This window comes from Leptospira tipperaryensis (genome assembly GCF_001729245.1).
Classification (GTDB): domain Bacteria; phylum Spirochaetota; class Leptospiria; order Leptospirales; family Leptospiraceae; genus Leptospira; species Leptospira tipperaryensis.
Window position 1 is genome coordinate 1,296,517 of record NZ_CP015217.1, and the last position, 19,166, is coordinate 1,315,682.

Genomic DNA, 19,166 nt, shown 5'->3' on the forward strand with positions numbered 1-19,166 from the left:
TTTTTTTCGAATAGAATCTTCTCATTGAAGAATTTTCTAAGAAATTCGTAAACGCGGATTTCTTGTCCGGAAAAATACAATGTTAAGAATACACATCGCACTCGCTTTTTTTGCCACGATCCTTCTTTTTGCGGTCGCAAATCGGCAACAGAAAAAAGAAATCAATCCGATCGATTTTAAGTTTCCGGAAGCCGAAGGCGCGGTCTTGGATCCGATATCCGGAATCAAAATTCCAGTAACAAGATTCTCCTTTGCCGATCTCAAAAAAAAGGCGAGAAGTATGGCGCACGGACGTTATGTGAAACCGCAATTTGTTTCGACTCACTTCTTACAAGGGCTGAGTTGGGCGCAATATAAGAATATTCGATTTAAACCAGAATCTTCTCTCTGGAAAAAGGAAGGCAATCCGTTTCAGGTTCAATTCTTTCATCCGGGACATCTCTACAATACGAACGTTTCTTTGCACGAAGTCAGATCCGATTTTGCGAGAGAAATCCCTTACGACGAAAGTTATTTTGATCTTTCCAAATTAAAAATTTCGGGAGAGATTCCGCCTAACCTAGGTTATTCGGGCTTTAAAATCCACTATCCTCTCAACACGGAGGAACACACCGACGAGTTTACGGTCTTTCAAGGCGCGAGTTATTATAGAATGGTTTCTAAAAAACAGGTCTATGGACTTTCCGCGCGCGGAATCGCGATCAATACCGGAATGCCTTATCCCGAGGATTTTCCCGGCTTTACTCATTTCTGGATCGTTCATCCGGACAAAACCGATTCCACCATTTTCGTCTACGCATTGTTAGACGGCAGGACCGCGACCGGGGCTTATGAATTTCAGATCAGTCCGGGAAAGGTTTCTTCGGTTCACGTAAACGCGGAAGTCACCTTACGAAACAAAGTTGATCGTTTTGGAATCGCACCTCTGACTTCGATGTATTGGTATTCCGAAACAAAAGGGATTCCCGACGGACAAGCTTATCCGGAGTCTCACGATTCGGACGGGCTTATGGTTGAGTCCGGAAAGGGAGAATGGATTTGGAGACCGTTGGATAATCCAAGACGATCCACAATTTACAGTTTCTTGGATGAAAATCCGAGAGCGTTCGGATTGATTCAAAGAGATCGAAACTTTGCTTCTTACCAAGACAATACGATGAAGTATCATCTTCGTCCTTCCGCCTGGGTCGAACCCGAGGGAAATTGGGGAAAGGGAAGCGTTCAGCTGTTATTAAATCCTACGATTCAAGATTCGGACGACAACGTAGGCGCTTTTTGGGTTCCGGCTAACGTTCCGCAGCCGTTAGAACCGTATGAATTCAGTTATACCATACGCTGGTTAAACGACGATCCGCTTCCGGATTCGCTCGCAAAAACGGTTTCCACGAGAATCGCTCCCGTTCCCGGAGAATCCGATATGCGCGTCTTTTACGTCGATTTTTCCAATGACAAGTTGAAAGAATTGGACGCCTCCACTTATCTTCAGGCATCCATCGATACGGGAGAGAATGCAGAATTAGCGGATTATAATATTCAAAAAATAGAAGAGACTGGCGTTTGGAGACTTACCTTTCGAATCGTCCAAAAGAATAAAAATAAACCCGCCGAACTCAGAGCGGTTCTTAAAAAAAATCAGGAAGACCTCAGCGAAACCTGGACGTTCACTCTTGAATCCACGATCTGAGATCAAACCGAAATTCTCCAAAAATTCGGAAGCCCTTTCCCGAGTTTTTGCAAAAGTGGAATTGTATTGTATCGCCTCCGGGATCACGGATCCGATCGAACTGCACACAAAGCTCGGAATATTTCTTAGTCTTTTGGAAAGTCAAAGAACAAGTCTGGAAAAAAAAGACGAGGCTTCCTTTGAAACGGAGGCGATGAAACTCTTCTTAGATTCCGGAATTCTTGGATCTCAAAAAAATAAATCTCTTCAGCTTCCCGAGTTGGAACCCTCTCGGATGATTCCGAATCCGGTCGACTTTGGACCGTTAGGCGTTCTTGCCGAACCGAAGGAAAAATTGGAACCAATTCCTGTGATTCTTTCAGTCGTTTTTTGGGGCGGCGTGTATGCATTCTTACTCTACGGGCTTTTACGGTGAGACAGAACGAAAGAGAAACCGCCGGATTTCTGATCGATTCCAAAACTCTCAGTTACAGACGTTTGAGTTTTGGAGGTCTCGTTTTTTTCTTTGTCATTATCGGAGTTTTTTTAGAAGTTCAATTTCTTTCCTTTCAATCCATCAGCCCGTTTGAATGGGCGACGCTCATCCTATTTTGTGTTTTGTTTCCGATCATTTCCTTCGGGGCCGCTACGGCTCTGATCGGCTTTGTTCAAAGACTAAGAGGAGGCGATCCGCTTCGCATTTCTAGAATATTAGAAGAATATGATGTTTTAGAAGACGAAAACCCACCGGTCGCGATTGTAATGCCGATTCACTGCGAAGATGTTTCCCGTATTTTTGCCGGCGTCGAATTGATGCTAAAAGATATCGCGGAAAACGGTCTTTCACCTACGGTTGATTTTTTTATTCTCTCCGATACATCGGATCCGAACCTCTGGGCTCAAGAGGAAAAAGCCTTTTCAATTTTGAGTCAGAAGATCGAAAACAAGGATCGGATCTACTATCGAAAACGTAGACTTAACCTAAACAAAAAATCCGGAAACATCGCAGACTTCTGTAGAAGATGGGGCAAACGATACAAATACATGATCATCCTGGACGCCGATAGTATCGTCACGGGAGAATGTATGAAGAAGTTGATTCGTCTGATGGAAAAAATTCCGGACGCGGGCATCATCCAAACCGTTCCCGAAGTGATTCGGGCCCGTTCCATCTTTCAACGTCTTTCCGCGTTTGCCGCTTGGGTCGGCAATCCAGTGTTTGGTGCCGGTTCTTTTTTCTGGCAGCTGAGATCGGGTCCATTTTGGGGACACAATGCAATCATTCGTTTGCAGCCGTTTATGAAATATTGCGGTCTTCCCGGTTTGCCCGGAGAAAGCGCGATCGGTGGAAAGATCCTGAGCCACGATACGATCGAGGCGGCTCTGTTTCGAAAGGCGGGTTATAGCGTTTGGTTTGCGAGCGATCTCAAGGGTTCTTATGAAGAAGCGCCGCCTAACGTTCTCGAGGCGTTAAAGCGTGACAATCGCTGGTGCCAGGGAAACCTTCAGCACTTTTGGTTTCTGTTCGGAGGAAAGCTTCGTTTTTCGAGTCGTCTCCAAATTCTACTCGGAATTTTTTCTTATTTTAGTTCTCCACTTTGGGCCTTACTTTTGGTTTCTTCCTCTTTGACTACGATCGAAGACATCGACTTTTTTCGTCTCGCGTTGTTACCCGAAGATTGGATCGCGTTTCGAGACGATCTCTATCTTCCGGTAGCTTATGCTCTGCAAGGATATACTCTCTTGATTCTTTTTCTTCCACGAATCGTTTCTTTTATGGAAGTGATTTTGTTTCGAAGAAAGGAATGGAGGGGATCCGTTTTTTCTTGGTTGCTTTCTTTTTTTCTGGAATTCTTTCATTCCGTTTTGATGGCTCCGGTGTATATGGTTCAGTATACGAGGTTTATTCTTCTTACATTCTTAAATCGTAAAATAGAATGGGGACCTCAAAATCGAAATGCGTCTTCCGCTTTGGATTTGCAAGCGCTCGCTTATACGGTTTTGCCGGCTTCCTTTTATGGTTTTGGAATCGGGTCCTGGATGTTTTTTACATATCCGATTTTATTTTTTTGGTTCTTACCTTTGCTTCTGGGTTGGATCTTCGCCTATCCACTCGCGTTATTTACTTCTTATATTCCAAAAGAAAGAAAAAGAATTTCGATTTTGTCGAACCCTCCCGAAGTCTCCGAAAAGAAATTATTAAATCGGTTAGAACTGTTGGAACAAAATTACGGCGAGAATTTGGGTTCTTTCGAAAATCATCACGGAATTTTTTGGTCGATCGTCGATCCCTCTCTTAATGGATTCCATCTTTCGAGATTGAGAAAAAGAAAAAAGGAAACTCCCGGAAGAAAGGAATACCTGCGGAATCTTTGCGATCGAATGAAAAAGGAAGGTCCTTCTTCTTTTTCAAATCAGGAGTTGCAAAGATTGCTCTGGGATTACGATTCCGTTTCGGCTCTCCATCTTTGGTTTTGGACGGCGGATTTGGGAATTGCATCTTCTTGGTGGAAAGAATCCTTTTTAAAATATAAAAAAGAGATTTTGTTAAGCGAAGTAAGAAATTCCTTGTAAAATTGAATGTATCTTTCGGAAATTCTCTTCTGAAACTTTGATGAAACAGCAAATTATTCCTTATTACGTTCTGATTCTTTCCGTTGTAACGATCGGAGTTTCGCCGTTAAGATCGGGTGATTTCGAAGGAGTCTACAGGGTCGGCAATCAAAATTGCAGAGTGAAGCCTATCAAAATGGCCTTCGAAGTATATTGCGAGAATACCCGAAAAAAGGAAATTTATTTTTATCAGGGAGAGGAAAATAAGAATATAATATTCAAAAGTGATGATGGAACATTGTCCGGTCGTTTTATTTTTAAAGATTCTTCCTTGAAATCCGGAGTGTTTATCGGAGGCGACGGAATCCGATGGAAGGTAAAAAAAGATAAGTAACCTTTTTTTAGATTAGATTAATTTTAAAAATACGCTCACGGCGTGTTTCACGTCTTCTCTTCCGTCTCTCTCAAAAAGAGGAGATACTTTTCCTTTCCAGGCCTTTGCGCTTCCGATCGATTTTTCAAACTGAAACGAAAACAATTCTTCATTGGAAAGATAGGCCGATGGAATTTCTTCTTTGAGGGCTTGGTGCAGATAAGGAACCTCCGGAAAATTTCCCCGATCCGTATATAGAAGAGGAGTTTTGGCGTAAACGCTTTCGCTTAAAATTCCATAGCCCGGTTTTGTAATCACGAAATCACAAGCGGTCAAAAGATCCGGATAGTGGACGTTCGTAAAGCTAAGAATTCCTTCTCTTTGTTTTTCAGGGATCAGAGAAAGATCAAAGTCGGTTCCTCCTGAAATCACGATTCGATATCGATCGGAATCAAATTTTTTCCATTCAAAATGTTCAGTTTTGACTCCGTAGGCACCGAACGAAAAGAGAAGATTGATTTTGTCGTTCGGAAGTTTAAAAAATTCTTTCGCATTTGTTTTATCGAGGTTCGGTCGTCGACCGACGAGTCCGATGTTTTTTTGTTCTGCGAGAGAAGCCGCGGGGCAGGAGAAAGGCAGCAAAAGACCGAAGGTTGCTAGATAGTATTCTTCAAAAAGGACGGAGGCTGTTTGTGAAAAGAGTGGAGATTCTTTTTGATAACCTCCGTAGATAAAATCCCATGTAAAGTTTCCGATAAAGAGGGATGGAATTTTTAGTTTGTCCGCGACGTTAAACGGAAGAGAAGCGGAGTCCGAAATGATAAGTTCCGTTTCAAAGTCGAGACAGGATTCTATTTCCGATATTTGAAGATAGGATTTTTGAGAATCAAATTCTTCGATGGCCTGTTCTGTACCTTTGATATCGATGGAAAGGGAATCTTTTTGGACCATCCCTACGTCCATGGATTTTTTGCGAGTCGTAAGTCGCTTTAAATAAAGAGAATCACTTTCTCCGAGCGATAACGTCTTTAAGAATTCTTCCCGCGTCGTAACGAGGTCGATTTCTAGGTCCGGAAAACTTCGGAGCAGATAGAGAATGATTTCCATCGAACGGCTGATATGACCAAAGCCGTGCGAACTTACATAATACGTAATCTTCATTTGGAAGAACCCTGACGTATGACCTCGTACATTACGATTCCTGCGGACATCGCGAGGTTGAGAGAATCCGCTTCTCCGAACATCGGAAGGGAAATGTATTCGTCGGAATGACTTCTCGCAAAGGGAGAAAGTCCGTATTGTTCCGAACCAAAGACGAGTGCGATCTTTCCTCTGAGGTCGGAATCGAAGTATAACTTCTTTGCTTCCGGTGTTACGGCTAACGTTTTGTATCCGTTTTCTTTGAGAATGGAATAGATACTTTCCGTTTCTCCGAGATAAACTTCGAGACTAAAAAGCGCTCCCGTAGAAGCGCGTATGACGTTCGGATTAAAAAGATCCAGTCTCGGATCCGCGACTAGGACGGTATGAAAGCCCGCACCTTCCGCGGTCCGTAGGATCGTTCCGAGGTTTCCGGGTTTTTCCACGCCTTCGATGACGAGGATCGGTTTTCCTTTTTTGAGTTGAACCGATTCTTTTGGAAATGTGTCGATTCCGGTCGCAAAGAAGTGGGCGGTTGCGATGAGTCCGTCCGGTCGATCTCTGTACGAAATCTTTTCAAAAACTTTTTTAGGAACCTTGATTGCCTTGGCTCCGATTGCCCGGATGAGGTCGTATTCGTTTTCTCCTAAAAAACATTCGGGAGAATAGAGGACGTTTTGAAACTTTACCTTTCCCGATTTGGATGCGCGTGAGATTTCTCGGTAGCCTTCTATAAAAAAAAGTCCGTTTGTCTCTCGATGTTTTTTCTCTTTTAGATTGGAGATGTTCTTGAGTTTCTCGTTGGAGAAACTCGTGATCTCTAAAAAAGAAATTCCTTGTTCCGGGTTCAAAGCGAAAGTCTCTCCGATGTATAGATACAATTTGATCCGGAAGGATAGAGTTTTCCGCTCTGTTCCGGAATGGAAAGTTCTCCTAAGTAAAACTTTCCGTTATTCTTAATTCTACCTTGTAAAATTCTTTGTAAGGCGAGGGGACTAAAACCGGTGGAGTGACAAGTTAGAACGATAAAGTCCGGCTTGGATCCGCAGAGCTCCATGAGAAGATCCATGAGTTCGGGAAGATCTTTTTCGATCTTAAACACTTCACCGCTCGCTCCTCTTCCAAAGGTCGGCGGATCGAGGATAAATCCTCGATAGTCTTTTCCTCTTTTGATTTCTCGTTTTAAAAATTTCAAAACGTCTTCCACCATCCAACGGATTTTTTTATCCGCGAGTCCTGACGCGGTCGCATTCTCGCGGGCCCAGTCCACCATTCCTTTTGAGGCGTCCAAGTGACATGCGGAAGCTCCTCCATCCAAGACCGCGAGCGTAGAAATTCCGGAATAGGCGAAAAGATTGAGAACCTCTTCTTCTTTTTTGAGCTGAGAAGAAAGTTTTTGAATCTTTTTCCAGTTTTCCAACTGTTCCGCAAAAATCCCTAAGTGGCCGAAGGGAGTAAACTTTATTTTAATTGAATATTCTAATATTTGAACAAAGAATTCTTCTTCTACTTTTTTATTCCAGTTCCAAGCGCCTCCGCCCTTATCCGAGCGTACGTATTCTCCGTGGACGTTTTTCCAGAGAGCCGGTTTGGATTCCGGCCAAGCCGAAACCGGGGACGGACGGATGATGGTATAAGGACCGATTTGTTCGAGTTTACGAAAGTTTCCCGAGTCTAGGAGAGAATAGGTTCCGTCGAGGCTTTCAGCTTGTTTTACAATTTTCATAGATATGTACCTTAAAATAATTTCCTTCCGGAAACTGACTTCTTACCGGATGATCGTCTTCCGGTTTTAAACTTTCAAACTTCTCGTATTTCCAACCCTTGGACTGAAGAATGTTCTTTGCAAGAGATTCTAATTCTTCCGAACCGATTCTTCCGGAACAGGAGCAAAGAATGATCGTTCCCGATTCTTCCAGAGACGATAGAGAACTTCCGAACAGATGCGCGTAGGTCTTGAGCGCGTTCTTTTTCGACTTCGCATCCGGAGTCAGGTTCGGAGGATCGATTACGATCAGTCCGAATTTTTGATCCTTCAATACGTCTTCCAATTCTCTAAAAAGATTTTTCTGAACGAATCTGTGTTTGCAAGAACTTCCGTCTTTTTTTAAACTCAGAACTCTTTGAAATGCATCCAGAGCTTCTTTGGAACCGTCGACGGACGTCACGGAACGCGCTCCCGCAGAATCCATACAGATCGAAGTGAGTCCCGTATGCGAAAAAAGATGAAGACAATCTTTTCCTTTTGAGATTTCCTTTTTGTCCAAGAGAAATCTTCTAAGGTTTCGAAGATCCAAAAAGATACCTCCCTTTTGTCCGGGAAGTTCCACAGGAAATTTTACGTTTTGTAAAGTAATCGTTTCTCGGATCAGGATTGCGTCTTTTCCTTGTTTGGCGCCTCTCCAGATTCTTTCGGAGAGTTTTTTATCGTCTCCGGTTTTTTCGGGAGGATCGAAAAGAATTTTCGTGGGAAGAGGTTCTCCTACTTTAGAATTCTTGCATAGATCGTATAAGTTCCAGACGACCCATCGTCCGTATGCGAGAAGAGAGGAAGAATAGATCCTCACGACCCAGGTTCCGCCGATTTTATCCACGGTCACTCCGGGAAAGAGATCGTTTTCCCCGTGAAGGATCCGATAAGCGTTAGTCGTCTTTCGCAATTCTTTTCTTTTGTGAAGAGAAGAGATCAGATTCTCGCGAACTTTTTCCTTTGAGAATTCGGGGAGGTTTTGTATGACTCTGATTCGTATGAGTCCGTTCTTAGAATAGATTCCCGTTGCGATCGGATGATTTTCCGTAGAGAAAAGCGTCAGCCATTCTCCATTTGCAAAGGGTGTTACCGCGGAAGAAAGATTGCCGCTAAAGATCCAAGGATGTTTTCGTTTTACGGAGAGTTCGCTCTTCCGGTTCAGTTGATATCTTCGGAACCGGAAGGCGGGGGAAGAGGGAATGTTCAGGCTTTTTTCTTGGCCTCTTTGTAAGACGTCTCAGTAGCTCCTACATAGATTTGTCTTGGACGACCGATCTTCATATCGGTTGATTCTATCATTTCTTTCCACTGAGCGATCCAACCCGGAAGACGACCCATCGCAAACATAACGGTGAACATGTTCACTGGAATTCCTAATGCACGGTAGATGATTCCGGAATAGAAGTCCACGTTCGGATAGAGTTTTCTTTCCACGAAGTAAGGATCGTGAAGTGCGGCTTCCTCGAGTTCTTTAGCAATGTCTAATAGAGGATCTTGGATTCCGAGACGTTTGAGAACGGAGTCGCAGGCTTTTTTGATGATCTTTGCGCGTGGATCAAAATTCTTATAAACCCTGTGACCAAATCCGGAAAGACGGAAAGAATCGTTTTTGTCCTTCGCTTTTTCCACGATTTTTTTCACAGGCAATCCGCTCGCTTGGATTTCTTGTAGCATCTCCAATACTTCTTGGTTGGCACCTCCGTGTCTTGGTCCCCAGAGCGCGCAGATTCCCGCGGAAACGGCGCCGTAGAGATTTGCAAGAGAGGATCCCACCAAACGCACCGTAGACGTGGAACAGTTTTGTTCGTGGTCCGCGTGTAGAATCAAGAGTAAGTTGAGGGCCTTTACGATTTCAGGATCGATCTTATAGTCTTCGCTCGGAACTGAAAACATCATGTTCATGAAGTTTCCACAGTAGTCTAAACTATTCAATGGATGGATCGTCGGTTGGCCGATCGACTTCTTAAAAGCGAATGCGGCGATCGTTGGAAACTTCGCGAGAAGACGGATCATGGAGATATGTCTGTGTTCCGCGTTTTCAGGATCGTAAGAATCTTGGTAGTAAGTAGAAAGAGATCCGATCATCGAAGACATGATCGCCATCGGGTGACCGTCTTTTGGAAATCCGTTGTAGAGACGTTTGAGATCCTCGTGGATCAAAGTGTGCATGGTGAGTTCTTCGTTCCATGTTTTGAGTTCCGCGTCCGAAGGAAGTTTGCCGTAGATGAGTAGGTAGGCAACTTCGGTAAACGTGGAATTTTCGGCGAGTTGTTCGATCGGAATTCCTCTATATCTTAGAATTCCAAGTTCTCCATCCAGGAAAGTTACCGAACTCGTACAAGCTCCGGTATTGAGATAGCCGTTGTCCAAAGTGACATACCCGGTTTGTTGACGGAGTTTTGATATATCGACCGCTTTTTCGTTTTCGCTACCTACGACGATCGGGAGTTCGTATTCTTTCCCGTCTATCTTCAGAATTGCTACCTCAGCCATGTTCCTCTCCTGGAAAAATATAAATTATCATGCCGGATCTAATAGGGAGTCCGGTCGTTCAAGTGCGTTAAAATCGATTCAGATTCCTATCCTATTCTTTCTATCAGAGAGACAATCCAAAAAATCAAAACGAATAAGAACTTGTTCGGAAGATTCAATTTTCATTTTAGAAATTTTGAATACTAAACGGGTGATTAGTTTTTTGCTTGCGAAAAATTTGATAAACTATAAAGTCAAGTTGTGCCTAAGGTATTCGAAATCAACGGTTACAAATTTTTTTTCTTTGCGAATGAAGGAAATCCAAGAGAGTCCTTACATATTCATATCCGCAAAGGGGAAAGAGTTGCAAAATTTTGGATCGAACCTCAAGTCATGTTAGCCGAAAATTATGGATTTCGTTCTCAAGAATTGAGTTGGATTCAAGAAGAAATAGAAAGGAATCAAGTTTTGATACAAGGAAAATGGAATGATTTCTTCAACGCATGAAACTCGTGCTCAGAAAGTTTGGTTTGATACGGACAATCTTTGGGTGGCTTTGTATGATGGAAGAAAGCTCGCCGTACCTTTAACTTACTTTCCTCGTTTGCTCCAGGCAACCCCGGAGCAAAGAATGAAAGTTATAATCAGTGGCGGCGGAATCGGGCTTCACTGGGAAGAAATCGACGAAGATATAAGCGTAAGTGGACTTCTTTTGGGACTTGGAGATCAAACCAAAAAATCTTCACATTAGAGATTCTTATACCTTCTCAGGTTTTGATAATTGTAATAGTTGGAAGAAACGATTCTACAATAGTCGCGGGGTTCCTTGACCGGGAGTTCTTCCAAAAAATGATTGAAGTCCCCGTGGTAGTGATTGCGTTTCCATTTGCGGAGATTGCCGGGGCCGCCGTTGTAGGCGATGGATGCCCACTGCAAACTGTTGTCGTTCGAGGCCACTAAGTAACGTAAAAAACGAGCTCCCATTTCGATCGAAACTTCCGGATCAAAAAGGGAATAAGAATCCAGATTCATTCTTTTTGCGAGTTCTCTTCCGGTCGGTCCCATGATTTGCATGAGTCCCCTCGCGTTCGAAACCGAAGTCGCGTTTTCCTTGAAAAAAGATTCCTGACGCATGATCGCATAGACGATGTCTTCGTCGATTCCCACGTTTTTAGAAATGCTCGCAACCAAACCTCTATGAGGTCTTGGATAGATTCTCGCAGCGAGTTTGGATGGAAGAAGAATTACGTCGTCGCTGAGTTTTTCTTTTTTCATCAGCGCCCTCGTATGAAAGACAGTGAGATACGGAGTTCCGGTTTGTTCTCCCAGCGCTGCGAGAATTTCTTCCTTTTCGTTTTCTCCGATTCCCTGTTGAAGTTTGTATCTTTGGACGAGCGTGAGCGCGTGGCTCATCTCTCCGACTTCGAGATATTCTTTCGCCGATTGCAGATAACGATTCCCTCGAATCTTAGAATATGCGGAATCGATTCTCGCGCCGAGTTGGAACGCGGAAGCCTGCATAGCAAAGTCCAAGTCTCTTCCTAAAATTTTTCCGGAGAGATCTGGAATCCCCGCGGTAAGAGAAAGATATTCAAAAAGACTGTCGCGGTTTCGAGTCGGATTGGATGGAAGAGGAAGGTTTGCTATCTCTTCCTGAAATTCTTCCCGAATCACTCTTGTGTAATAAGATCCCGGGATATGTCTGTAATACGTTTTCAACCAATTGGTGAGTTCTTCCTTTCTTTCCGATTTTTTGAGAAGACGAAGATACCAATAGACGAGTCTTCCTTTTACGGGAAGATCCGGAATTTTTCGAAGAGCGTCCTGCCAATAAGCGTCCCCTAAAAAGTGTTCGTGATTTCCAGTGAGAAGATCGATGAGTTCGTCTTGTCGTATTAAATTCGTGGGACTTTTTTCGAGAGAGTCTATTAGATTTCTGAAATAGAGATCCTTGTGTCCCTGCTTTTTATATGCGCGCGCATAACTATAAAGAACTTCGTCGTTTTTTTCAGCTCCTGAGTCGTTTAACAATTCCAAACCTTTTCCGGGGAGGCTTTGGTTTGTAAGTTCTCTCGACATAGAAGCGGTGAAGTCGTGATGGGTTCGCGCGTGATTGGTATTCTTTCTAAAAAAACCGGGAAGAGATTCCGGTTCGACGGAGACGATGGCTCTCGCCGTATTTCGAAACGGTTCGGCTTTGGAAAAGGAAACACGTTCCAGATCTTTGAGAGAAAGAAGATGTTTTTTTTCGGAAGAATTGAGAAAGGGAAGAAAAAGAGCCGCGTGTTCCGGAGTTTGGGAAAGATAAAAATGAGTTCCCTTCCAAACCTGAAGATCTTCAAAGATAAATTTTTTGATTGAAGATACGATGGAAGGATCTTCCAGGATAAAATAAAAGATCGATTCAGCTTTTTCGGTGTTTCCGGATTTATAGAGAGATTTCGCATAACGATACAAAATCATCGGAGAAAAAATTTCAGCCTGTTCCTTGTCGCTGAAACTTTTCGCAAAGTCCAGACATTCCTGGATCATTCCGGCTTCGTAGTAGATTCTAAAAATTTCTGAGATCGCGTTTTGAGAGACGGGATCGTTTTCTCTCGGAAATTTTTTGAGAAGTCCCACGAGTTCCTCTTTTCCGAGAATCTTTCGACTAACCGATTCTTCATAGAGTTTCCAGAGGGAAAGTCTTGTGATCACGGAAGAAGAAGGCATCGGTGAAGAGATGATCTCGAGAAGATCCTGTCGTCCCGGAGACAAAACCATTCTTCCTTTGAGAAGGGAAACGAGATAGGCGAACTTTTTCTCGTGGCTTCCGTCAGGATGTTCTTCGTGATAACGAACCAAGGCGTAGACCTCGGATTCGGTTCCCGGGACCCGATCTCGGAAAATACGATGTATTTTTTGAAGACTATAGGATTTGATCAGGTATTTGAGATCATCGTTTGCGAGAAGACTGCCGAAAATCAAAAGGAGTAGGCTGATCAGTGCGAATTTTTTCATTCGTTGTTGCTCTATTACCTTTTCGGCCTAAGGATTCAATCGCAAGAAGGAAATTCCAATGCAGACCCTGGAAAAAGACAAAACAATCGGAGCGTGGCCGGAAATTACTCTCTCTTCCTTTACGGAGAAAATCGTTCCTAGAAAAAAAGGGCCCGAGGGTCCGGCTCCTAGGAATCCTGAAATCCTCAGACTCAAATCGAAAATTTTAGAATACTTCTCCGGCGCTCTCAACAAAGTACATTCTCCATTTTCTAATTTAAGAATCGATCTCTTTGGAGAATTTCGTTTTCACGCCGACGTAACTTCTCCCTTCGAAGAGGAAGGTCTTTCCGAGAGGGAAAAAAATCTTCTGAAAATCTTCTTTGAAGAATTGTATGAGAGGGCGATCGAAGATCATCAATCCGATCCTGAAATCTTTCAAGTTTTAGAATCGTATCTCCTCCACGAACAAGAGTTAGACGAATATCTCGAGCTGACTCACGTTTTCGACGAAGATCTTCCGTTTATCATAGAAGCGAGGCAGGTCCTCGCATTGATGGGAAAAATTGAATATTCAGATTCTCTAAAGAAGGAAGGAGATTCCCGTTTTCAAAAATACGGTTTTCGTTGGAAGTTCGGCGGTCTCGAGCTTGAGGATCGGGAAACGATCTACGATCTCGTCGTCACCGGAGAGGAACCCGGACTTTTGGGGCTCGCCTGGGTTTTATACAAACACGAAACTTCCGGCTTTAGAACCGTCTTCGCGATCGAAAGAAGAATCCTTTCCGTGATCGAGACGTTTACTTCCGAAGAGAAGGAATCTTTTTTCAAAGCGTATTCTTCCCGTCACGGTTATCTCGAAAATTATTTTGTCCTAAAGCAGTTTCGTCCAAGAGAATACAGAAAGGCCTGGCTCGAAGGAGAGAAAAAGAAAAACGGAAGATCCGTTTTGTTGGGTTCCTTGCAGGATAATATTCTCGAGGGTCAGGACGATTCTTTGGAGAAACGTTATGCGCTCTTGAAGGATAATCATCTCGTTTATACTTTATCTCCGTTCGAACTTTTGATTCTTCTGAATTCTACGGAGTCTTCGAACGTGGAGCACGAAATCGCGGGCGTGAAGGAAAAACTTCCGGATTCTTATCTTACAAAACGCGCTCAGCTTGTTCTTCGTTTTTTTAAAAAGAATTACGAAGAATTCCTGAATACGATCGAGCAGTGCGGTCGTTTTCGTTTTACTCCCGAGATGATCTATCTTCACGGGATCGCTTTGGTGGAAACCGGGAAGGGTGACGAGGGGATCGGACTTTTGGAAAGTCTTTTGTATCGTTTTCCGGATTCGGATTATCTGCGTCTGGTTTTGGAACGTTATAAGAAGAATTGAAATGTAGGAACTCCTTCGTTTGCGGGGTTTTGTGGTGAGACTTTTGAAATGTAGGAACTCCATCGTTTTCGGGGTTTTGCAGTGAGAGTTTTGAAATGTAGGAACTCCTTCGTTGCGGGGTTTTGGAGTGAGAGTTTTGAAATGTAGGAACTCCTTCGTTTTCGAGGATTTGCGGTGGGAGTTTTGAAATGTAGGAACTCCATCGTTTTCGAGATTTTGCAGTGAGAGTTTTGAAATGTAGGAACTCCATCGTTTTCGAGGTTTTGCAGTGAGAGTTTTGAAATGTAGGAACTCCATCGTTTTCGGGGTTTTGCAGTGAGAGTTTTGAAATGTAGGAACTCCATCGTTTTCGAGATTTTGCAGTGAGAGTTTTGAAATGTAGGAACTCTCACAAATTAAAAACTTCCTCAGCCCGGCTTCGTTGTTCCGAGAAAGGATTTCTCCGAAAAATTCTTCTTGAAAACGGGCTTGAAGTCCGCATTGCATAAAATACGGAAAAGCCTTTCTTTTCAAAAAGAAAGAAACAAATCACAAAATTCAAAACGATTGAGAAGAAGTAGGAACTCCTTGACAAACACCGATCCAACCGATAAAACTTGGAAAATTCTTCTAACAAGTCCCGAACAAGGCGCTCCTAAAAAAAGAAGGGCTTGTCCCGAATAGGACGAAGTCCGTATCGAGGAGAAACACAATGGCAATCAGTCACGAACAGATTCTTGAACTTCAAAAATACCAAAAGATGATTCATCAGTTGGAAAAAATTTCCAGAGGATCCAAGAACGACGAACAACGTTATCGAGTTTCTAGGGACCTCGAAAAATATAGAACTAAGATGAAGGACATTTCACCGGAAGGAATTCCCGATAACCTCGATGTCGCCGCGGAACAGATCAAACGATTCAAGGACAACCCTCACGAGGTCGGACACATTCTCGCCAAATACCCGGTCATGAAAATTTCTCCCAATTCGAACGACGCGGAAGTCAATCAGATCGGAACCTGGATCAACGTTATGGATCGGGAATACCTTCCGGTCCTAAACGAAACTCACGTAAGATTCGACTTTTCGCATACAAACGAAAAAGACGGGGTCGTAAAGTATATGGAGAATATTCGGAGAAACATCAAGGTTCTCACGGAAACCATAGAAGAATTTCACGCCGCGGAAAAGCAGGAGTTTAGAGAACAGCTCAGCCGGATGAAAAACAAACAGACTCGGATTTTTATCGCGGAAGCCTTTGAGATGTTCCAGAAATTCAACGAATTCTTAAACAAAGTCATGAAAGAGGCGAAGGAAGTCGGAGGAGTCATCATGAACATAGAAGATTCCATCCATTTCAATTCTAGATTCGAAAGGGCAACGGAGCTGGAAGGAAGGAGTATCATGGACGCGCTTCGAGAATTTCAGGATTTCACCGCGGAGGCCCTGGAAAGGATCAACGTTCCGAATATTCGGAATTGAGCTATTTTCCCATTCCGGCAATTTTCAAGCCGGAAGCCTGAAAAATTCTTTTCCCTCTGATGGGATCTGCATATTTAGTGAATTTAACTCCCTCCGGAAACTACATACAGGAAAGACAGGCGCATGGCACTCGTTAAAAATTCATCCGAAGTTACTAACTCCACCATCGGAGAAAATTCCTACTTCAGCGGAAAATTCTTTATCAACGGATCTCTCAAGATCGACGGAAAATTCGAAGGTAAATCTTTGCAGGCAGAACAGCTCTACATCGGTGTTACCGGAAAGGTAAAAACCAATATCACAGCCGCCAGCGTTATCATAGAAGGAATCGTAATCGGAAACATCACGGCAAGAAACCGAGTGATGCTTCTTCCCACTTCCAAAATTTTGGGGGATATTAGAACTCCGGAATTGATCATTCAGAACGGAGTGATTCTGGAAGGACGTTGTATGATTTCTAACGACCTCAAACATTCCGCAAAAGACCTGATCGACCTCGAATATTCCAAAGACGCTCTGAGCGTTGAAAAAATCTTCGGAAAACAATCCGGCGCGAAAGAATAATGAATCCAACTTTTGATACGGGGCTTCTTCTCGTATCAAAAGGAATTCTCTTAACAAAGTGAACCGGATCCTGATTACAGAAGGCGATCCCTGCGGAATCAGTCCGGAACTTTTCCTCACAACATTTTCATATCTCAAAAAAATCTCCAAGACAAGACCGGTTCTCTACTTTCACTGCGGACGGTATCCTCTTCCGAAAGACTTCATTCCCGTATCCACTTCTTCTCAAGTTGAGGAAAGAGGGCTTTATTCTATCGTTCCGGACTCTCTTTCCAAAAAGGAAACAGCTTCCTTTACACCGGGAAAACCTTCAGTTCTTTCCGGAAGGTCGGCTCTTGCTTCTCTTTCCTCTGCGATCGAATTTCAGAAAGAAGGGGGAGGGGATTTGATCACACTTCCTCTCAGCAAAGAATGGGTGATCGCGTCCGGAGCTTCTACGTTTCGAGGTCATACGGAATTTCTCGCCGACGCGTATCAAAAAAAAACGTATATGCTCATGTCCGGAAACGATTTGCAAGTGCTTCCTCTCACGACTCACGTTCCTCTGGTAACGGTGCCGGAACATCTTCGAAGAATCGACCTTCCTTCTCTGGCGGACGCGATTCTTTCCTGTGATCGGATCGATCGAAAAAAACCGGTAGCCTTTCTCGGACTCAACCCGCACGCGGGAGAAGGGGGAAAGGTTGGAAAGGAAGAATCTGAAATCTTGGAACCGATGATCCAATTCTTAAAAAAGAAAGGTTTGAAAGTGGAAGGTCCTCTCTCCGCCGATTCTATGTTTGGCGAACAGGAAAGAAAAAAATATGGACTTCATCTTGCGTGTTATCACGATCAAGGTCTCATTCCTTTTAAGATGTGGGAAGGGAAGAAGGGAGTGAATCTTACATTGGGTCTTTCCTTTCTTCGTGTTTCTCCGGATCATGGAACCGCGTTTGGGATTGCCGGGAAAGGGCTTGCAGATTCAGCCAGCTTTGTAGAATGTCTGCACCGGGTTCTGGGAAATCCGGATTCTATTTCTGAAACGAGGTAACATGCCGGGACTCTTAGAACAGATCGTATTTCCCATCTTCCTCTTCTGGTTCTGCGGACTTACCCTTGTGCTCTTTCGTTCCGATTTTGAATTTGTCTGGAAGATCATCTTTGTTTTTATTTTTATCTTTTACTTCTTCCAATACTTTCCGGAATTAAAGACGAGCTACGAACGTCTGACCTCGAGTTATCCCGTCGAAATTCTTTCCTGGATCTATGGAATGGGGAGGGGAACCTACTTTTTTCTTCTCTTTCTCTGGCCTGTTGCCTTGGTAAGAATCTTTTATTCCGCTTCTCCGCAAGTGAGCAAATCCTTAGCTAAGGCTCTTGTGAGCGTGACTCTGATCTATTGGGGCGGTTTTATTCTTTATAATAATTTCTCCCCGGAAGTGGACGGGTTTTTAAACGGAACGTTTCTGAAATTCTTGAAGTTTTCTTCCAAGTGAGGAAGGTCTAAGAGGTAGAATGAATCCAATCTACTTACAATCGTTCGGTGAATCGGAAGAAGCAAAGAAACATTTTTTGACCGCCTATGATTATCAAACCAAAGGCAATCTGAAGCTCGCGTCTTTGCATTATAGGAAGTCTATTTCTGCTAAACCGACTGCGGAAGCTTGGACTTTTTTGGGTTGGTCTTATTCTCTCGCGGGAAAATTGGATCGTGCGATCGAGTTTTGTAAGAAGGCGATCGAAACCGATTCCAGTCTCGGAAATCCTTTCAATGATATCGGAGTTTATCTTCTCCAACAAAAACGTTATGAGGAAGCCCTTCCTTGGTTTGAGAAAGCGAAGTTCGCTCCTCGATACGAAGTTCCGGTTTATCCTTATTTTAACGCAGGTTCTTGTCTGGAAATTTTAGGTCATATCGAATTGGCTCGTCTCGAGTATGAGAAGGCCGTGAAGGTTCAACCGAATTATCCTCCGGCGAATCTTGCTCTCAAAAGAATCTACGTTCGCTACAATTGATTTTTTTTCTTGTTAGTTCTATTTTGAAATCAATGTAGGAACTCCGTCTTTTTCGCTAAACCAAGGAAATTTATGAATTCTCGGCCATTGAACGGAAGTTTTGTGGATTTATGTGGGAACTCTTACAATTTTTCTTTCTGCGGAGCTCGACTTCGGACAGACCATTGTTTACTCTTGGAACAAAAGTAGGAACTCCTTCGTTTGGGTGGGTTCGGCAAAAACGAATCTTAGAATTTTTTTTAAAGAGGACCCTGGCTTTCCTGAGAAGTGTGGGAACTCTCACGGATTTCGTTTTCAAAGAAACTTCACCCCCGACCGGAGCATTTGTTTAATCCTAAAACAAAAAGAAGAATATGGCTGTTTGCTGAAATAACCGCGAAACTTCAAAAGTAGAAACTCACACCCCACCTGAAATCAGGACTCACTCCGGTTTTCTCTTTCGTTTCCCACTTGCAGCTCTGAGAGTTTTGGTTTTTTTCTCGAAAGCATCCGGTTTTTCATCGAAATGAAAATAGAACTCGAAAGGTTTTTCAAGAATCTTGAAAATTCTCCAGAACTCGATGACGTCGAGCCTTCGTTCCCCGGATTCGATTTTGGAAATATAAGACTGAGGTTCGCCCAAAAGATTTGCGACGTCGATCTGAGTCAAGCCCGCGGCTTTTCTCGCGGCAATCAGATTCTTACAAAAAATTTTAGCTTCCCTTGAATGCAGAGACTTGAACAAAACAGGATCCATTCTACATCCTGAAATGGAATATACCAAAATAGGATATTTTATAAAACGCTAAGACTTCAGTTTCAGAATTCTTTAGAATTTTAGATTCCAAATCT

The 19,166-nt window shown here is 43.3% G+C and carries 19 protein-coding genes; 12 read left to right on the top strand and 7 right to left on the bottom strand.

Going from position 1 to position 19,166, the window contains the following annotated elements:
* The first annotated feature begins 79 nt into the window (after positions 1-79).
* The 4 genes from A0128_RS06200 to A0128_RS06215 are packed head-to-tail and all read left to right on the top strand — an operon-like array spanning position 80 to position 4,610.
* Positions 80-1,684, top strand: coding sequence for an OpgD/OpgG family glucan biosynthesis protein (locus A0128_RS06200; protein ID WP_069606712.1), 1,605 nt, complete (start codon positions 80-82; stop codon positions 1,682-1,684).
* A complete protein-coding gene (locus tag A0128_RS06205) occupies positions 1,668-2,099 on the top strand; it encodes a hypothetical protein (RefSeq protein ID WP_069606713.1) in 432 nt (143 codons plus the stop codon). Before A0128_RS06200 ends, A0128_RS06205 begins: the two co-directional genes overlap by 17 nt.
* Positions 2,096-4,237, top strand: coding sequence for a glucans biosynthesis glucosyltransferase MdoH (gene mdoH / locus A0128_RS06210; protein WP_069606714.1), 2,142 nt, complete (start codon positions 2,096-2,098; stop codon positions 4,235-4,237). Before A0128_RS06205 ends, mdoH begins: the two co-directional genes overlap by 4 nt.
* Before the next feature lie 40 nt (positions 4,238-4,277).
* Positions 4,278-4,610 (top strand): hypothetical protein, encoded by a 333-nt coding sequence (locus A0128_RS06215; protein ID WP_069606715.1) that lies wholly within the window; start codon positions 4,278-4,280, stop codon positions 4,608-4,610.
* Positions 4,611-4,622: 12 nt separating this feature from the next.
* On the opposite strand, the gene A0128_RS06220 is transcribed toward A0128_RS06215, so the two are convergent.
* The 5 genes from A0128_RS06220 to A0128_RS06240 form a co-directional block, all read right to left on the bottom strand.
* Entirely contained in the window at positions 4,623-5,750 is a 1,128-nt protein-coding gene (locus tag A0128_RS06220) for a sugar kinase (protein WP_069606716.1), read from the bottom strand.
* Positions 5,747-6,580, bottom strand: coding sequence for a TrmH family RNA methyltransferase (locus tag A0128_RS06225; protein ID WP_069609157.1), 834 nt, complete (start codon positions 6,578-6,580; stop codon positions 5,747-5,749). The genes A0128_RS06220 and A0128_RS06225 overlap by 4 nt, the downstream gene beginning before the upstream one ends.
* Entirely contained in the window at positions 6,577-7,455 is an 879-nt protein-coding gene (locus A0128_RS06230) for a class I SAM-dependent methyltransferase (protein ID WP_083244071.1), read from the bottom strand. Before A0128_RS06230 ends, A0128_RS06225 begins: the two co-directional genes overlap by 4 nt.
* Positions 7,433-8,596, bottom strand: a complete 1,164-nt coding sequence (locus tag A0128_RS06235; protein ID WP_427854343.1) for a class I SAM-dependent rRNA methyltransferase — start codon at positions 8,594-8,596, stop codon at positions 7,433-7,435. The genes A0128_RS06230 and A0128_RS06235 overlap by 23 nt, the downstream gene beginning before the upstream one ends.
* Before the next feature lie 86 nt (positions 8,597-8,682).
* Positions 8,683-9,972: a citrate synthase gene (locus tag A0128_RS06240; RefSeq protein ID WP_069606719.1), complete on the bottom strand. Its 1,290-nt coding sequence runs from the start codon at positions 9,970-9,972 to the stop codon at positions 8,683-8,685.
* 240 nt (positions 9,973-10,212) lie between these two features.
* Here A0128_RS06240 and A0128_RS06245 point away from each other — a divergent pair, with 240 nt between their 5' ends.
* Together A0128_RS06245 and A0128_RS06250 are read left to right on the top strand one after the other, a co-directional pair.
* Positions 10,213-10,458 carry a DUF4160 domain-containing protein gene (locus A0128_RS06245; RefSeq protein WP_069606720.1) on the top strand — a complete coding sequence of 82 codons (246 nt, stop codon included), beginning with the start codon at positions 10,213-10,215 and terminating at the stop codon, positions 10,456-10,458.
* On the top strand, positions 10,439-10,702 hold the full coding sequence (locus tag A0128_RS06250) for a DUF2442 domain-containing protein (RefSeq protein WP_069606721.1): 264 nt from the start codon (positions 10,439-10,441) through the stop codon (positions 10,700-10,702). Before A0128_RS06245 ends, A0128_RS06250 begins: the two co-directional genes overlap by 20 nt.
* Here A0128_RS06250 and A0128_RS06255 read toward each other — a convergent pair.
* Positions 10,699-12,951, bottom strand: coding sequence for a lytic transglycosylase domain-containing protein (locus A0128_RS06255; RefSeq protein ID WP_069606722.1), 2,253 nt, complete (start codon positions 12,949-12,951; stop codon positions 10,699-10,701). The genes A0128_RS06250 and A0128_RS06255 overlap by 4 nt on opposite strands.
* A 58-nt stretch (positions 12,952-13,009) precedes the next feature.
* On the opposite strand from A0128_RS06255, the gene A0128_RS06260 reads away from it, so the two are divergent.
* The 6 genes from A0128_RS06260 to A0128_RS06295 all read left to right on the top strand — a co-directional run bounded on the left by A0128_RS06260 (position 13,010) and on the right by A0128_RS06295 (position 18,335).
* Complete coding sequence (locus A0128_RS06260) at positions 13,010-14,314, top strand: tetratricopeptide repeat protein (protein WP_069606723.1); 1,305 nt, start codon at positions 13,010-13,012, stop codon at positions 14,312-14,314.
* Positions 14,315-15,005: 691 nt separating this feature from the next.
* Positions 15,006-15,776, top strand: a complete 771-nt coding sequence (locus A0128_RS06275) for a hypothetical protein (protein WP_069606726.1) — start codon at positions 15,006-15,008, stop codon at positions 15,774-15,776.
* Between the two features lie 123 nt (positions 15,777-15,899).
* Positions 15,900-16,340, top strand: a complete 441-nt coding sequence (locus A0128_RS06280) for a bactofilin family protein (protein ID WP_069606727.1) — start codon at positions 15,900-15,902, stop codon at positions 16,338-16,340.
* A 58-nt stretch (positions 16,341-16,398) separates the two neighbouring features.
* Entirely contained in the window at positions 16,399-17,370 is a 972-nt protein-coding gene (locus tag A0128_RS06285) for a PdxA family dehydrogenase (RefSeq protein ID WP_069606728.1), read from the top strand.
* A gap of 1 nt (position 17,371) precedes the next feature.
* Positions 17,372-17,815, top strand: a complete 444-nt coding sequence (locus A0128_RS06290; RefSeq protein ID WP_069606729.1) for a hypothetical protein — start codon at positions 17,372-17,374, stop codon at positions 17,813-17,815.
* A gap of 19 nt (positions 17,816-17,834) precedes the next feature.
* Complete coding sequence (locus A0128_RS06295; RefSeq protein ID WP_069606730.1) at positions 17,835-18,335, top strand: tetratricopeptide repeat protein; 501 nt, start codon at positions 17,835-17,837, stop codon at positions 18,333-18,335.
* 421 nt (positions 18,336-18,756) lie between these two features.
* On the opposite strand, the gene A0128_RS06305 is transcribed toward A0128_RS06295, so the two are convergent.
* The gene (locus A0128_RS06305; protein ID WP_069609158.1) at positions 18,757-19,059 is read right to left on the bottom strand and encodes a helix-turn-helix domain-containing protein; all 303 of its coding nucleotides are present in this window, start codon (positions 19,057-19,059) and stop codon (positions 18,757-18,759) included.
* Positions 19,060-19,166: the final 107 nt, after the last annotated feature.

Coding starts and splice junctions, on each gene's coding strand:
- A0128_RS06240 (WP_069606719.1), bottom strand. CDS start 9,972: ATGGCTGAGGTAGCAATTCTGAAGATAGACGGGAAAGAATACGAACTC.
- A0128_RS06220 (WP_069606716.1), bottom strand. CDS start 5,750: ATGAAGATTACGTATTATGTAAGTTCGCACGGCTTTGGTCATATCAGC.
- A0128_RS06260 (WP_069606723.1), top strand. CDS start 13,010: ATGCAGACCCTGGAAAAAGACAAAACAATCGGAGCGTGGCCGGAAATT.
- A0128_RS06200 (WP_069606712.1), top strand. CDS start 80: ATGTTAAGAATACACATCGCACTCGCTTTTTTTGCCACGATCCTTCTT.
- A0128_RS06215 (WP_069606715.1), top strand. CDS start 4,278: ATGAAACAGCAAATTATTCCTTATTACGTTCTGATTCTTTCCGTTGTA.
- A0128_RS06290 (WP_069606729.1), top strand. CDS start 17,372: ATGCCGGGACTCTTAGAACAGATCGTATTTCCCATCTTCCTCTTCTGG.
- A0128_RS06230 (WP_083244071.1), bottom strand. CDS start 7,455: ATGAAAATTGTAAAACAAGCTGAAAGCCTCGACGGAACCTATTCTCTC.
- A0128_RS06250 (WP_069606721.1), top strand. CDS start 10,439: ATGATTTCTTCAACGCATGAAACTCGTGCTCAGAAAGTTTGGTTTGAT.
- A0128_RS06295 (WP_069606730.1), top strand. CDS start 17,835: ATGAATCCAATCTACTTACAATCGTTCGGTGAATCGGAAGAAGCAAAG.
- A0128_RS06280 (WP_069606727.1), top strand. CDS start 15,900: ATGGCACTCGTTAAAAATTCATCCGAAGTTACTAACTCCACCATCGGA.
- A0128_RS06255 (WP_069606722.1), bottom strand. CDS start 12,951: ATGAAAAAATTCGCACTGATCAGCCTACTCCTTTTGATTTTCGGCAGT.
- A0128_RS06275 (WP_069606726.1), top strand. CDS start 15,006: ATGGCAATCAGTCACGAACAGATTCTTGAACTTCAAAAATACCAAAAG.